The sequence below is a fragment of the Kitasatospora sp. NPDC058063 genome, from assembly GCF_042885395.1.
Lineage (GTDB): Bacteria > Actinomycetota > Actinomycetes > Streptomycetales > Streptomycetaceae > Kitasatospora > Kitasatospora lactacystinica.
In genome coordinates, this window is record NZ_JBHVSD010000003.1 from 325016 (window position 1) to 341415 (window position 16400).

Consider the following 16400-nt stretch of genomic DNA (forward strand, 5'->3'; position numbering starts at 1 on the left):
CCGTGGGCGCAGCCGACCGGGATGACCGGGAACCTGACCGAACTGGACGTCAACCGGGTGCGCCGGCTCGGCATGACGCCGGTGTCCACCGCGGAGGGCCTGGCGCTGTTCGACGCGGGCCTGGCCGCCGGTACCGCCGTGGTCGTGCCGATCAACCTGGACACCGCCGCGCTGCGGACCCAGGGGCTGCTGCCCCCGCTGCTGCGCGGTCTGATCCCCGCGGCGCCGACGGCGTCCGGGGCGGGCGGTCGGACCGGGGCCGCGGCCCGCGACGCGCACCTGCCCGAGCGGCTGGCCGGCCTCTCCGACCGGGAGCGGCTGGAGGCGCTGCTCGACCTGGTGCGCACCCAGGCCGCCACGGTGCTGGGCCACGACTCGGCGGGCTCGGTCGGTGCCGAGCGGGGCTTCCTGAAGGTCGGCATGGACTCGCTCACCGGCGTCGAGCTGCGCAACCGGCTGGCCCTGGCCACCGGGCTGCGGCTGCCGGCGACGCTGATCTTCGACTACCCCACGCCGCTGGACCTGGCGCGTCACCTCCGGGACGAGCTCGCCCCGGCGCCGGCCGCCCCGGCCGCGAGCGCCCTGGACGAGCTGGCCAGGTTCGAGGAAGTCCTGAAGAACGTCGGAACCGACGGCTCCGAGCGGGCCGAGGTCGGCCGACGGCTACGCGAACTGGCCGCCCGATTCGGCGAGTTCGGCACCACCGACAGTGCGGCGAGCCTGGAGACGGCGACCGCGGAGGAGCTGTTCCAGATCCTCGACCAGTCGCAGTGAGATCCGGGGGAGACGACATGAGCGTGACCAGGGAAGAAGAGCTGCTCCGGTACCTGCGCCAGGCCACGGCCGCGTTGCAGGAGGCCCGCCAGGAGCTGCGCGAGGTGCACGAGAAGGCCCGGGAGCCGATCGCGATCGTCGGGATGGCCTGCCGGCTGCCCGGCGGGATCGCCACCCCGGAGGAGCTGTGGCGGCTGGTCGCCACCGGCGGCGAGGGCCAGTCGGGACTGCCCACCGACCGCGGCTGGAACCTCGCGGCCCTGGGCGGCGACGGCACGCGGCAGGCCGGCTTCGTGCACGAGGCGGGCTGGTTCGACCCGGCGTTCTTCGGGATCTCGCCGCGCGAGGCGCTGGCGATGGACCCGCAGCAGCGGCTGTTCCTCGAAGCCTCCTGGGAGGCCTTCGAGTACGCCGGACTGGACCCGGAGCGGCTGCGCGGCAGCCGGACCGGGGTGTTCGCCGGGATGATGTACCACGACTACCTCCCCGGCGGGGGCGAGGGCGCCGAGGCCTACCTCGGCACCGCCACCGCGGGCAGCGTGGTCTCCGGCCGGGTGGCCTACGCCTTCGGCCTGGAGGGCCCCGCCGTCACCGTGGACACCGCCTGCTCCTCCTCGCTGGTCGCCCTGCACCTGGCCGTGCAGGCCCTCCGGGGCGGGGAGTGCGACCTGGCGCTGGCCGGCGGGGTGACCGTGATGGCCGCGCCCGAGGTGTTCGGCTCGCTGGGCGGCGGGCAGGGCGTGGCCGCGGACGGCCGCTGCAAGTCCTTCGCCGCCGCCGCCGACGGAATGGGCTGGGCCGAAGGCGCCGGCGTGCTGCTGGTGGAACGGCTCTCCGACGCCCGGCGGCTCGGGCACGAGGTGCTCGCGGTGGTGCGGGGCAGCGCGGTCAACCAGGACGGCGCCTCCAGCGGGCTGACGGCCCCCAACGGGCCGTCCCAGCAGCGGGTGATCCGGGAGGCCCTGGCCGCCGCCGGACTCTCGCCCGCCGAGGTGGACGCGGTGGAGGCGCACGGCACCGGCACCCGCCTCGGCGACCCGATCGAGGCCCAGGCGCTGCTCGCCACGTACGGCCAGGGCCGGCCCGAAGGCCGTCCGCTGCTGCTCGGCTCGGTGAAGTCCAACCTCGGCCACACCCAGGCCGCGGCCGGGGTGGCGGGCGTGATCAAGATGGTGCTGGCGATGCGGCACGGCGTGCTGCCGGCCACCCTGCACGTGGACGAGCCGACACCGCTGGTGGACTGGTCGGCGGGCGCGGTGGAACTGCTGACCGAGGCCCGGCCGTGGCCGGAGGCGGACCGGGCGCGCCGGGCGGCGATCTCCTCCTTCGGGGTGAGCGGCACCAACGCCCACGTGGTCATCGAGCAGGGCGAGGCCCTCGTGGCCCCCGAACCGGCGAGCGCCCCGGCCCTCGTGCCCTGGCCGCTCTCGGCCCGGACGGCCGACGGCCTGCGGGCCCAGGCACGCCGGCTGCGGGCCTTCGTGGCCGCCACGCCGGAGGCCGGACCGGTGGACGTCGGGCGCGGGCTGCTCGCCCGTACCGTCATGGAGCACCGCGCGGTCCTGCTCGGCGGCGACCGGGAGGCGTTCACCGCCGCGCTCGACGCGCTGGCCGCGGGCGACCCGGCCGGCGAGGGGCGGACGGCGTTCCTGTTCACGGGTCAGGGTGCGCAGCGGGTCGGGATGGGCCGGGGGCTGTACGAGGCGTTCCCGGTGTTCGCCGGGGCTTTCGACGCGGTCTGTGCGGAGTTGGACGGGAGGCTCGGGCGGTCGGTGCGGGAGGTCGTCCTCGACGGCGTCGAGGATCTGGACCGTACGGTGTGGGCGCAGGCCGGGCTGTTCGCGGTCGAGGTGGCCTCCTTCCGGCTGCTGGAAGCCTGGGGTGTGATGCCCGACTTCCTGCTCGGGCATTCGATCGGTGAGGTGGCGGCGGCGCACTGCGCCGGGGTGTTCTCGCTGGCGGACGCGTGTGCCCTGGTGGCGGCGCGGGGCCGGCTGATGGACGCGCTGCCCGAGGGCGGGGCGATGCTGGCGGTGCAGGCCGCCGAGGCCGAGGTGCGGGCGGAGATCGGCGACCGGCTGGACGTGGCGGCCGTCAACGGGCCGCATTCGGTGGTGGTTTCCGGACCGGTCGAGGTGGTGGAGGAGTTCGCGGCCCGCTGGTCGGCCGAGGACCGCAAGACCCGTCGACTGACCGTCTCGCACGCCTTTCACTCGGCCCTGATGGAGCCGATGCTCGAAGAATTCGCCGCGGTGCTTGCAGAGTTGACCTTCGCCGAGCCGCAGGTCCCGATCGTGTCGAACCTGACCGGCGGGATCGCCGAGCCCGGCCTGCTCACCACCCCCGACTACTGGCTGCGCCAGGTCCGCGAGGCCGTCCGCTTCGCCGACGGCGTCGCCACCCTGGGCGGCGAGGACGTGACCCGCTTCGCCGAACTCGGCCCCGACGGCGTGCTGTCCGCCCTGGCCCGACAGGCCGACGCCAAGGGCACCTTCGCGCCGCTGCTGCGCCGCGGGCGGGACGAGACGGAGAGCGCCCTGGCCGCGCTCGGCGCGCTCTGGACCGCCGGGACGGCCGTGGACTGGCCGGCCGTCTACGCCGACTGGGGCGGGCACCGGGCGCTGCTGCCCCGGTACGCCTTCGACCGGCAGCACTACTGGGCGCAGCCGCCCGTCGCGCGTCACCCCGCCCGGCCGGAGGAGCGATCCGACGCCTGGCGCTACCGGATCACCTGGAAGCCGGTGCCCACCGCGGCCGTTCCGCCGCTGCTGACCGGCAGCTGGCTGGCGGTGCTGCCCGCCGGGGCGGCGGAGTCCGGCGAACCGGGGTTCGGCCTGGCCGAGGCCTGCCTGTCCGCCGTCGAGCGGGCGGGCGCCCGGGTGGTGCGGACCACGACCGAGCGGCTGGCGGACGACCTCGCCCGGATCGCCGACCCGGCCGGGGTGCTGGCCTTCCCCGGCACGGCCCCGGACGCCGACCCCGTCGCCGACGCCCTGGACCTGATCGACGCGCTCACCGCCCTGGACCTGAGGGTGCCGCTCTGGTGGGTCACCTCCGGCGCGGTGACCGTGCGCGAGGAGGAGACCGTCCGGCCCGGACACGCCCGGATCTGGGGCCTGGGCCGGGTGGTCGGCCTGGAGCTGCCCGGCCTGTGGGGCGGGCTGGTGGACGTCTGCGGTCCGGCGGGGCCGGTGCTCGGTGACCGGATGGCCGAGGTGCTGTCCGGAACCGAGGACCAGGTCGCCGTCCGGGCCACCGGGACCTTCGCCCGCCGGCTGGTCCCGGCGGGAACCGGGCCGGTGACGGCCGATCCCGCCCCCGCCACCGGAACCGTCCTGGTCACCGGCGGTACCGGAGCGCTGGGCGCCGCCGTGGCGCGCCGGCTGGCCGGTCAGGGCGTTCCCCACCTGGTGCTGGTCTCCCGCCGGGGCCGGACGGCGCCGGGGGCGGCGGAGCTGGTCGCGGAACTGGAGGCGCTGGGCGCCCGGGTGACCGTCGCCGCCTGCGACACGGCGGACCGGGAAGGGATGGCCGGGGTACTGGCCGCCGTCCCGGCGGAGTTCCCGCTGAGCGGCGTGGTGCACGCGGCCGGCGTCGGCGACCCGACGCCGTTCGGCAGCACCGCGCGCGCCGGGTTCGCGGCGATCGTGGACGGCAAGGCCGAAGGCGCGGTCTGCCTGGACGAGCTGCTGGGGGACACCCCCCTCGACTACTTCGTGCTCTTCTCCTCCGTCGCCAGCGTCTGGGGCAGCGGCGGGCAGTCCGCGTACGCGGTGGCGAACGCCGCGCTGGACGCCCTCGCCGTCGACCGCCGGGCCCGCGGGCTGGCGGCCACCTCCGTGGCCTGGGGCCCGTGGGCGGGCGAGGGCATGGCCGGCGGCGCCGACGCCGAGGAGTTCCTGCGCCGCCGCGGCCTGCGGGCGATGGCCCCGGACCTCGCCCTGGAGGCGATGGACACGGCGATCCGGACCGGCGACGTCTGCGTGACCGTCGCGGACGTGGACTGGCAGGCCTTCGTGCCCGGCTTCACCGCGTACCACCCGCAGCCGCTGATCGAGGACGTCCCCGAGGTGCGGCAGGTCCTCGCCGGGGGCGCCGCCGGCGGTCCGCAGGACGGCAGCGCGCTGCGCGAGCGCCTCGCCGGGCTGTCCGGTGAGGACGGCCTCGCCCTGCTGCTGGAGACCGTGCAGCAGCAGGCCGCGCTGGTCCTCGGCCACAGCGCGGCCGGGTCGGTCGTCGCCGACAAGGCCTTCCGCGACCTGGGGTTCGACTCGCTGACCGCGGTCGAACTGCGCGACCGGCTGACCGCGGCCACCGGGCTGGCCCTGCCCGCCACCCTGATCTTCGACCACCCCACCCCGAGGGCGCTGGCCGAGCAGATCACGGCCGAACTGCTCGGCGACGACGCCCTCGACGCCGACGAGGCGGAGCAGGCGCGCCGCGCCCTGCTCACCGTCCCGGTGTCCCGGCTGCGCGAGTCCGGACTGCTGGAGCCGCTGCTGCGGCTCGCCTCGCAGGAGTCCGCGCCCGCCGCCGAGGACGCCGCACCCGTGACCGCCATCGAGTCGATCGACGAGATGGACGGCGAAAGCCTGCTGAGGCTGGCCCTCGGCGAACGTGATTCCTGACCGCAGTACGGAGCTTGCGATGGCCTCTACCCAGGACTATGTCGAAGCGTTGCGAGCTTCCCTCAAGGAGACGGAGAAGCTTCGCGCCCGAAACCGTGAACTGACCGCCGCGGTCAGCGAACCCGTGGCGATCGTGTCGATGGCGTGCCGCTACCCCGGCGACGTCTCCTCGCCGGACGACCTCTGGCGGCTGGTCGAACGGGCCGGCGACGCGATCGCGCCCTTCCCCGAGCAGCGCGGCTGGAGGGCGGACGGGCTCGGCGCGGACGCCGCGGCGAGCGACCTCGCCGCCCAGGGCGGGTTCCTGGACGGCGCCGAGCGCTTCGACGCCGCGTTCTTCGGGATCTCCCCGCGCGAGGCCCTCGCCATGGACCCCCAGCAGCGGTTGCTGCTGGAGAGCGGCTGGGAGGCCTTCGAACGGGCCGGGATCGCGCCGGACACCGTGCGCGGCACCCGGACCGGGGTGTTCGTCGGCGCGACCTCCTCCGGCTACGGGGTCGGTGCGGCCGACGCCGACCAGGGGTACGTCCTGGCCGGCGGAGCGACCAGCGTGCTCTCCGGCCGGGTGGCGTACGTGTTCGGGCTGGAGGGCCCGGCGGTCACCGTGGACACCGCCTGCTCCTCCTCGCTGGTGGCGCTGCACCTGGCCGTCCAGGCGCTGCGCACCGGCGAGTGCACGCTGGCGCTGGCCGGCGGGGTGACCGTGCTGACCAACGCGGAGGTCTTCCACGCCTTCAGCGCCCAGCAGGGCCTGGCCTCGGACGGGCGGTGCCGCTCCTTCGGCGCCGGCGCGGACGGCACCGGCTGGGGCGAGGGTGTCGGACTGCTGCTGCTGGAGCGGCTGTCGGACGCGCGCCGCAACGGGCACGAGGTGCTGGCGGTGGTGCGCGGCAGCGCGGTCAACCAGGACGGCGCCTCCAACGGGATGACCGCGCCGAACGGCCCCTCGCAGCGCCGGGTGATCCGGCAGGCGCTGGCCTCCGCGCGGCTCGCCCCGTCCGAGGTGGACGTGGTGGAGGCGCACGGCACCGGCACCCGGCTCGGCGACCCGATCGAGGCGCAGGCGCTGCTGGCGACCTACGGCCGGGACCGCGGCGACGAGCCGCTCTGGCTGGGTTCGATCAAGTCCAACATCGGCCACACCCAGTCGGCGGCCGGTGTCGCGGGCATCATCAAGATGGTGCAGGCGATGCGGCACGGCCTGCTGCCCGCCACCCTGCACGCCGAGCAGCCGACGCCGCATGTGGACTGGTCGGCGGGCGCGGTGGAACTGCTGACCGAGGCCCGGCCGTGGCCGGAGGCGGACCGTCCGCGCCGGGCGGGCGTCTCCTCCTTCGGCATCAGCGGCACCAACGCCCACGTCATCCTGGAGCAGGGCGACCCGCTGCCCGCAGCGGAACCGGTGGAGAACGGCGGCCCGGTGCTCTGGCCGGTGTCCGCCAAGAGCCCGGAGGGGCTGCGCGGACAGGCGGCGAGGCTGGCCGAGTTCGCGGCGACCGGGCCCGACCCGGCGGCCGCTGGGCACGCGCTGGCCGTCACCCGGGCGGCGCTGGAGCACCGCGCGGTGGTCCTCGGGGACTCGGCCGCAGGCCTCGGCGAGGGGCTGGCGGCGCTGGCCGAGGGGCGTTCCGCCCAGGACGTGCTGACCGGGGCGGCGACCGAGGGCCGCACGGCGTTCCTGTTCACCGGGCAGGGCTCGCAGCGGGTCGGGATGGGCCGGGGGCTGTACGAGGCGTTCCCGGTGTTCGCCGGGGCGTTCGACGCGGTCTGTGCGGAGTTGGACGGGAGGCTCGGGCGGTCGGTGCGGGAGGTCGTCCTCGACGGCGTCGAGGAGCTGGACCGGACGGTGTGGGCGCAGGCCGGGCTGTTCGCGGTCGAGGTGGCGTCGTTCCGGCTGCTGGAGTCCTGGGGTGTGACGGCCGACTTCCTGCTCGGGCACTCGATCGGTGAGGTGGCGGCGGCGCACTGCGCCGGGGTGTTCTCGCTGGCGGACGCCTGTGCGCTGGTGGCGGCGCGGGGCCGGCTGATGGACGCGCTGCCCGAGGGCGGGGCGATGCTCGCCGTCCAGGCCACCGAGGCGGAGGTGCGTTCGGAGATCGGTGACCGCCTGGACGTGGCGGCCGTCAACGGCCCTACCTCCGTGGTGGTTTCCGGACCGGCGGACGCGGTCGAGGAGTACGCCGCGCGCTGGTCGGCCGAGGGCCGCAAGACCCGTCGGCTGACGGTCTCGCACGCCTTCCACTCGGCCCTGATGGAGCCGATGCTCGACGAATTCGCTTCCGTACTCGGCGGGTTGACCTTCAACGAACCGAGGATCCCGGTCGTCTCCAACCTGACCGGCGAGATCGCCGAGCCCGGCCTGCTCACCAGCCCCGACTACTGGCTGCGGCAGGTCCGCGAGGCGGTCCGCTTCGCCGACGGCGTCGACGCCCTGGGCCGACGGGGCGTCACCCGCTTCGCCGAGCTCGGCCCCGACGGCGTGCTGTGCGGGATGGCCCAGCACGCCGGCGTCGAGGGCGCCTTCGCGCCGCTGCTGCGCGGCTCCGGCCACGACGGCGTGCGCACCTTCCACGCCGCCGTCGGCGCGCTCTGGACGGCGGGTGCCGCCGTGGACTGGCCGGCGGCCTTCGCGGGCCGTGGCGAGGGGCGGGTCGCGCTGCCCACCTACGCCTTCCAGCACCAGTCCTACTGGGCCCGTCCCGCCCCTTCTCCCGCCGCCGTGGCCGAGGGAGCGGAGGGCACCGCCGAGGGCCGGTTCTGGGCCGCCGTCGAGCGCGAGGACGTGTCCGAACTGACCGGCGCCCTCGGCGTGGACGCGGACCAGGGGGAGCTGCGGGCCGTGCTGCCCGCGCTGTCCTCCTTCCGGCGCCGCCGCCGGGACGAGGCCGTCATCGACTCCTGGCGCTACCGGGTCCGCTGGAAGCCGCTCGCCGACGCGCCCGCCGCGGGCACGCTCACCGGCACCTGGCTGGTCGTCGCGGCCCAGGGGGACACCGACGCCCAGCGGCTGCTGGCCACCGCCGGCGCCGACGTGGTCCTGCTGGAGTTCGGCCCCGGGGCCACCCGGGCCTCCCTGGCCGCCCGGTTGCGCGAGCTGGCGGCCACCCCGGCCGGCGTGGTCGCCTGCCCGGCCCGGCACCCCGAGCCGGTCCCGGCGGCCGTCGCGCTGATCCAGGCGCTCGGCGACGCGGGCATCGACGCCCCGCTCTGGCTGGCCACCCGGGGCGGGGTGTCGGTGGGCCGCTCCGACGGTCCGTCCGACCCGGTGGCGGCGCAGCTCTGGGGCCTCGGCCGGGCCGCCGCCCTGGAGCTGCCGGAACGCTGGGGCGGGCTGGTCGACCTGCCGCCCGCCGAGGACGCCAGGACGGCCGCCCGGCTGGCCGCCGTCCTGACCGGCACCGAGGACCAGGTCGCCGTCCGGGGCGCCGGCACGTACGTCCGCCGTCTGGTGCGGGCCGCCCGACCGGACGGTGCCGAACCGCTCGGGCCGCCCTCGGGCACGGTGCTGGTGACCGGTGGAACGGGGGCGCTGGGCGCGGAGGTGGCGCGCTGGCTGGCCGGTCGGGGCGTTCCCCGTCTCGTGCTGACCAGTCGGCGCGGTTCGGCGGCCGAGGGCGTGGACGCGCTGGTGGCCGAGCTGACCGGGCTCGGTGCCCGGGTGACGGTCGCCGCCTGCGACGCCGCCGACCGGGCGGCGCTGGCGGCGGTGCTCGACGCGATCCCGGCCGAGTTCCCGCTGACCGGCGTGGTGCACGCGGCCGGCGTCGGCCAGGCGACCTTGCTGATGGACACCGCCGCCGAGGAGATCACCGCCGTGCTCGGCGGGAAGGCCGACGGTGCCGCGCACCTGGACGAGCTGACCGCCGGGCTGGACCTGGAGCTGTTCGTCGTCTTCTCCTCGATCTCGGCCACCTGGGGCTCCGGCGCCCAGGCCGTCTACGGCGCCGCCAACGCCTACCTGGAGGCGCTGGTCGAACAGCGCCGGGCGGCCGGCCTGGCCGCGCTGGCCGTCGCCTGGGGCCCGTGGGCGGAGGCCGGCATGGCCGTGCAGGGGGAGTCGGAGGACTTCCTGCGCCGCCGCGGGCTCGCCCTGCTGGACCCGGCCCTCGCCGTGCGGGCGCTCGACCTGGCCGTCGCCGGGGACGAGGCCTGCGTGGCGGTGGCGGACGTCCGCTGGGAGCGCTTCGCCCCCGCGTTCACGGCCAGCCGCCGCCGTCCGCTGATCGAGGACCTGCCGGAGGTGCTCCGGGCCCTGGAGGCCCCGGCCGCCGAGCCGGCCGAGGGCGCGTCCCCGCTGGCCGGGAAGCTCGCCGCGCTGCCGCCCGCCGAGCAGGAACGGACCCTGCTCGACCTGGTCCGGCGGCTGGCGGCGGCCGTGCTCGGCCACCGCGAGGCGGGCGACGTCCCGCCGGAGGTCCCGTTCAAGGGCCTCGGCTTCGACTCGCTGACCGCGCTCGAACTGCGCAACGCCCTGGCGGCCGAGACCGGGCTGCGGCTCTCCGCCACCCTGGTCTTCGACCACCCCACGCCGCGCGAACTGGCCGCCCAGCTGCGCGGCGAGCTGCTCGGCACCGCGGCGGCGGCCGAGACCGTGCGGGCCGAGGCCACCGCCGTGGAGGAGCCGATCGCGATCGTCGCGATGAGCTGCCGCTACCCCGGCGGGGTCGAGAACCCCGAACAGCTCTGGCGGCTGGTCGCCGACCGGGTGGACGCGGTCTCCGGGCTGCCCGGCGACCGCGGCTGGCCGCCGCTCGGCGCGCCCTCCGGCGAGGCGGGCGCGGACGCCACCTGGGCCGGCGGATTCCTGTCCGGCGTCGCCGACTTCGACCCGGCGCTGTTCGCCATCTCCCCGCGCGAGGCGCTGGCCATGGACCCCCAGCAGCGGCTGCTGCTGGAGACCGTCTGGGAGGCGTTCGAACGGGCCGGGGTGGACGCGCGCTCGCTGCGCGGCAGCCGCACCGGCGTGTTCATCGGCACCAACGGCCAGGACTACGCGGCGCTGCTCTCCGGCCCCTCCGACAGCGAGGGGCACCGGGGCACCGGCACCGCGGCCGCCGTGCTCTCCGGCCGGATCTCGTACGTGTTCGGGCTGGAGGGCCCGGCCATGACGGTGGACACCGCCTGCTCCTCCTCCCTGGTCGCCCTGCACTCGGCGGCCGAGGCGCTGCGCCGCGGCGAGTGCACCATGGCCCTCGCGGGCGGCGCCACGGTGATGGCGACCCCGTCGGCCTTCGTGGAGTTCAGCCGCCAGCTGGGCCTGGCCGCCGACGGCCGGTGCAAGGCCTTCGCCGCCGCGGCCGACGGCACCGGCTGGGGCGAGGGCGTCGGCATCCTGCTGCTGGAGCGGCTGTCCGACGCCCGGCGCAACGGGCACCGGGTGCTCGGCATCGTGCGCGGCAGCGCGGTCAACCAGGACGGCGCCTCCAACGGTCTGACGGCCCCGAACGGTCCCTCGCAGGAGCGGGTGATCCGGCAGGCGCTGGCCAACGCCGGGCTGTCGGCCGCCGAGGTGGACGCCGTGGAGGCGCACGGCACCGGCACCCGCCTCGGCGACCCGATCGAGGCGAAGGCCCTGCTGGCCACCTACGGGCAGGGCCGGGACGGGGAGCCGCTCTGGCTGGGCTCGATCAAGTCCAACATCGGGCACACCCAGGCCGCCGCCGGCATCGCCGGGATCATCAAGATGGTCATGGCGATGCGGTACGGCACGCTTCCGGCGACCCTGCACGTGGACGGGCCCACCCCGCACGTCGACTGGTCCACCGGGTCGGTCGAGCTGCTGACCGAGGCCCGGCCGTGGCCGCGGGCCGGACGGCCGCGCCGCACCGGCGTCTCCTCGTTCGGCATGAGCGGCACCAACGTCCACGTCATCATCGAGCAGGGCGAGCCCGCCCCGGCCGAGCCCGCCGGGCGTCGGCCGCACGGTCCGCTGCCGTGGCCGCTGTCCGGGCAGACCCCGGCGGCGCTGCGGGCCCAGGCCGCCCGGCTGGCCGAGCACCTGACGGACTACCCGGAGGACGGACCGGCCGAGGTGGCCCGGGCCCTGTCCGGCCGGACGGCGCTGGCGCACCGCGCGGTGGTGGTCGGCGCGGACCGGGCCGAGCAGGACCGGGAGCTGGCGGCGCTGGCCGCCGGCGAGCCCGGCGCGGGCGCGGTCACCGGTACGGCCGCCGAGGGGCGGACGGCGTTCCTGTTCACCGGGCAGGGTGCGCAGCGGGTCGGCATGGGCCGGGAGCTGTACGAGGCCTTCCCCGCCTTCGCGGACGCCTTCGACGCGGTCTGCGCGGAGCTGGACCTGCTGCTGGACCAGCCGGTGAAGGACGTGGTGTTCGAGGGCGTCGAGGACCTGGACCGGACGGTGTGGGCGCAGGCCGGGCTGTTCGCGGTCGAGGTGGCCTCGTTCCGGCTGCTCGAATCCTGGGGCGTGACGCCCGACTTCCTGCTCGGGCACTCGATCGGCGAGGTGGCGGCCGCTCACGTCGCCGGGGTGTTCCCGCTGCCGGACGCGTGCGCCCTGGTGGCGGCGCGCGGCCGACTGATGCAGGCGCTGCCCGAGGGCGGCGCGATGCTGGCGGTCGAGGCCACCGAGGCCGAGGTCCGGGACGCGATCGGCGACCGCCTGGACGTCGCGGCCGTCAACGGTCCGACCTCCGTGGTGGTCTCCGGGCCGGTCGAGGCAGTGGAGGAGCTGGCCGGGCGGTGGAAGGCCGAGGGCCGCCGGATCCGCCGGCTGACCGTCTCGCACGCCTTCCACTCGGCGCTGATGGAGCCGATGCTCGCCGAATTCTCGGCCGTCCTGGCGGAGTTGACCTTCGCCGAGCCGCGCATTCCGCTGCTGTCCAACGTCAGCGGGACGCTCGCCGAACCAGGGCTGCTCACCACCCCCGACTACTGGCTGCGCCAGGTCCGCGAGGCGGTCCGCTTCGCCGACGGCGTCACCCACCTCGGCGAGCACGGCGTGACCCGCCTCCTTGAGCTGGGCCCCGACGGCGTGCTCTGCGGGCTGGCCCAGCAGACCCTCCCCGACGCCGTGCTCGCCCCGCTCCAGCGGGCCGGACGGGACCAGGTGGACACGCTCTGGCACGGCCTCGGCCGGCTCTGGACGGCCGGTGCCCAGGTCGACTGGGCGGAGGCCCTGCCGGCCGGTCCGCACGCGGAACTGCCCACCTACGCCTTCCAGCGCGAGCGCTACTGGCCCCGGCCGGTCGCCGGCGCCGGCGACGTCGCGGCGCTCGGGCAACTGCCCGCCGGGCACCCGCTGCTGGGCGCCGTCCTGGCCCTGGCCGGGGACGGCGGCGCGGTGCTGACCGGACGGCTGTCCACGGCGAGCCACCCGTGGCTGGCCGACCACGCGGTGCTGGGCCGGACCGTGGTGCCCGGCACCGCGCTGGTCGAACTCGCGCTGCGGGCCGGCGAGCAGGTCGGCCGTACGGTGCTGGACGAACTGGTGGTGCGGTCCCCGCTCGCCCTCCCCGAACGGGGCGAGGCCCAGGTCCAGGTCCGGGTGACCGCGCCCGACGACGGCGGCGACTGCCGGCTGGAGATCCACGCCCGGCCCGACACCGGTGACCGGACGCCCTGGACCTGCCACGCCACCGGCCTGCTGACCGAGGCCGCACCGGCCGAGCCCTTCGAACTGGCGGCCTGGCCGCCGCCGGCCGCCGAGCCGGTGCCGCTGGACGGCTTCTACGACACCCTGGCCGACAGCGGCTACGGCTACGGGCCGGCCTTCCGCGGCCTGCGCGCCGTCTGGCGGGCCGAGGACGCGGTCTACGCCGAGGTCGCGCTGCCCGAGGAGGCGGCGGACGAAGCGGCCGGCTTCGCCCTGCACCCGGCGCTGCTGGACGCGGCGCTGCACGCCGTCGGCTTCGCCGGCGGGAGCGAGGTCGAGGGCACCGCCCTGCCGTTCGCCTGGACCGGCGTGCGGGTGGACGCGGTGGGCGCCTCGGTGCTGCGGGCGCGGATCACCCGGACCGCCGAGGGCGTCGCGCTGCAACTGGCCGACGGCGCCGGAAGCCCGGTGGCCACCGTGCGTTCGCTGGTGATGCGCGAGGTGTCCCCGGAGGCGCTCGGCGCCACCGCCGACGCCGGACCGGACGCGCTGTTCGCGGTGGACTGGCGGCCGGTGCCCCCGGCGGCCGGTGCGGCCGAGCCGGACCTGACCGCGTGGGCCGCGGTCGGCGAGACGGCGCCCGAGGGCGGACCGGCCCGCCGCCACACCGACCTGGCGGCCCTGGTCGCCTCCCTGGAACAGGGCGCGGCCGTACCGTCGGTGACCGTCCTGGCCGTCTCTGCCGTCTCCGCCGGTGCCGCCGGTGCCGCCGGTGTCGACGCCGCCGCCGGTGCGCTCGGGGCCGAGGCCGTGCACGGGGCGACCGCCCGGGTGCTCGGCGAGGTACGGGCCTGGCTGGCCGAGGAGCGGTTCGCCGACTCCCGGCTGGTGGTGCTCACCCGCGGGGCGACCCCGGCCGGATCCGGCACCGGTGGCGAGGCCGACCCGGCCGGCGCCGCCGTGTGGGGACTGGTCCGCTCCGCGCAGACCGAGAACCCGGACCGGATCGTGCTGGTGGACGTCGAACCGCAGGGCGGCGCGGCCGACCCGTGGGCCGGCTGGCCCGCGCTGGTGGGCGGCGAGGAGCCCCAACTCGCGGTCCGCGGCGGCGACATCAGGGTGCCGCGACTGGTCCGGGAGGCCACCGTCGCCCGGCTGACCCCGCCGGAGCCCGCGGGCGCCTGGCGGCTCGGCCTCGCGGGGCGGGGCGCCGGACTGGAGGACGTGGCGCTGGTCCCCGCGCCCGACGCCGACGCGCCGCTGGGCGCGGACGAGGTCCGGGTCGCGGTGCGCTCGGCGGGCGTCAACTTCCGGGACGTGCTGATCGGTCTGGGCATGTACCCGGACCGGACGGCCGCGATGGGCTCCGAGGCCTCCGGCGTCGTGCTGGAGGTCGGCGCCGGAGTGACCGACCTCGCCCCGGGCGAGCGGGTCTTCGGCTTCGTCGCCGGTGGCGCGGCCGTCCGGGCCGTCACCGACCGGCGGCTGCTGGCCCGCGTCCCGCAGGGCTGGTCCTTCGCCCAGGCCGCCTCCGTACCGCTGGTGTTCGCCACCGCCTACTACGGGCTGCGCGACCTGGCCGACGCGCAGCGGGGCGAATCGGTGCTGGTGCACGCCGCGGCCGGCGGCGTCGGCATGGCGGCCGTCCAACTCGCCCGCCACTTCGGCCTGGAGGTGTTCGGCACCGCCAGTCCGGGCAAGTGGCGCACGCTGCGGGAACTGGGGCTGGACGAGGCGCACATCGCCTCCTCCCGCGACCTCGCCTTCGAGGAGCGGTTCCGCACCGCGACCGGCGGGCGCGGGGTCGACCTGGTGCTGAACTCGCTGGCCGGGGAGTTCACCGACGCCTCGCTGCGGCTGCTCGCCGAGGGCGGGCGCTTCCTGGAGATGGGCAAGACCGACGTCCGGCAGCCGGCCGGCCTCCGGTACCGGGCCTTCGACCTCGGCGACGCCGGACCGGCCCGGATGGGCGGCATCCTGCACGAGGTGATCGAGCTGTTCGAGGCCGGTGCGCTGCGGATGCTGCCGATCACCGCCTGGGACGTCCGGGACGCGGTCGGCGCCTTCCGGCACGTCAGCCAGGCCCGGCACGTCGGCAAGAACGTGCTGACGCTGCCGGTGGAGCCGGACCCCGAGGGCACGGTGCTGATCACTGGCGGCACCGGGACGCTGGGCGGACTGCTGGCCCGGCACCTGGCGGCCGTGCACGGCGTGCGCCACCTGACCCTGCTGAGCCGCCGGGGCGCGGACGGCCCGGACGTGCGGGAACTCCTCGTCGAGCTGGGCGAGGCGGGCGCCCGGGCGGAGGTCGTCGCCTGCGACGCGGCCGACCGCACCGCCCTGGCCCGGGTGCTCGACGGCCTCGCCCGCCCGCTGACGGGCGTGGTGCACGCCGCCGGCGTGCTGGACGACGGGGTGTTCGGCACCCTGACGCCGGAGCGCCTCTCCCGGGTACTGCGCCCGAAGGTGGACGCGGCGCTCAACCTGCACGAGCTGACGGCGCACCTCGACCTGTCGATGTTCGTGCTGTACTCCTCGGTGTCGGGCACCTTCGGCTCCGGCGGGCAGGCCAACTACGCGGCCGCGAACGCCTTCCTGGACGCCCTGGCCGCCCGGCGGACGGCCTCCGGCCAGGCCGGCCAGTCGCTGGCCTGGGGCCTGTGGGAGCAGGCCAGCGGGCTCACCGGCCACCTCGGGAAGGTCGACCAGGCCCGGGCCGGCAGCCTCAGCGCGCCGCTGTCCACCGCCCGGGCGCTCGCCCTGTTCGACCGGGCGCGCACCACGGGCCGCTCCCACCTGGTGCCGGTGGACATCGACCTGGGCGTGCTGCGCGCCGCCGCCCACCCGGTGCCCGCGCTGCTGCGGGCGCTGGTCGGCCAGCCGGTCCGCCGGGCCGCCGACAACCGGCGCCCGGACGGCCCGGCGCTGGCCGAGCGGCTGGCCGTGATGGCCGACGCCCAGCGCGAAGCGGCCCTGCTGGACCTGGTCACCGGGAACGCCGCGGTGGTCCTCGGACACGGCTCGACGGACGCCGTCGCGGCCGACCGGCCGTTCAAGGACCTCGGGTTCGACTCGCTGACCTCGGTCGAGCTGCGCAACCGGCTGAACACCGCCACCGGCCTGCGGCTGCCCCCCACCCTGGTCTTCGACCACCCGACCCCGGCCGCGCTCGCCCGCCACCTGCGGGAGAGCCTGCTGCCGCAGGCCGACCCGGTGGAGGACCTGCTCGGCCGGCTGGCCGGAATGGAGGCCGACCTGGTCGCGCTGGCCGGGGCGGAACGGGCCGGGGCCCGCGCCAGGCTGGAGCAGCTGCTCGACCGGCTGCGGGACGCCGACGGGCCGCAGCCGGAGCACGACGACAGCGACCTGGAGTCCGCGACGGCCGAGGACATCTTCGCCCTGATCGACGACGAGCTGGGGAGCTGACGGCGGGCCGGCGGGGCGTT

At 76.8% G+C, this 16400-nt stretch carries 2 protein-coding genes; both read left to right on the plus strand.

The genetic code is table 11. From position 1 onward, the window contains the following. Window positions 1-2: 2 nt before the first annotated feature. Window positions 3-5402 (plus strand): SDR family NAD(P)-dependent oxidoreductase, encoded by a 5400-nt coding sequence (locus ACFVUY_RS07800; RefSeq protein WP_387728114.1) that lies wholly within the window; start codon window positions 3-5, stop codon window positions 5400-5402. Between the two features lie 19 nt (window positions 5403-5421). Continuing rightward, window positions 5422-16380 carry a type I polyketide synthase gene (locus tag ACFVUY_RS07805; RefSeq protein WP_387728116.1) on the plus strand — a complete coding sequence of 3653 codons (10959 nt, stop codon included), beginning with the start codon at window positions 5422-5424 and terminating at the stop codon, window positions 16378-16380. The last annotated feature ends 20 nt before the right edge of the window (window positions 16381-16400 follow it).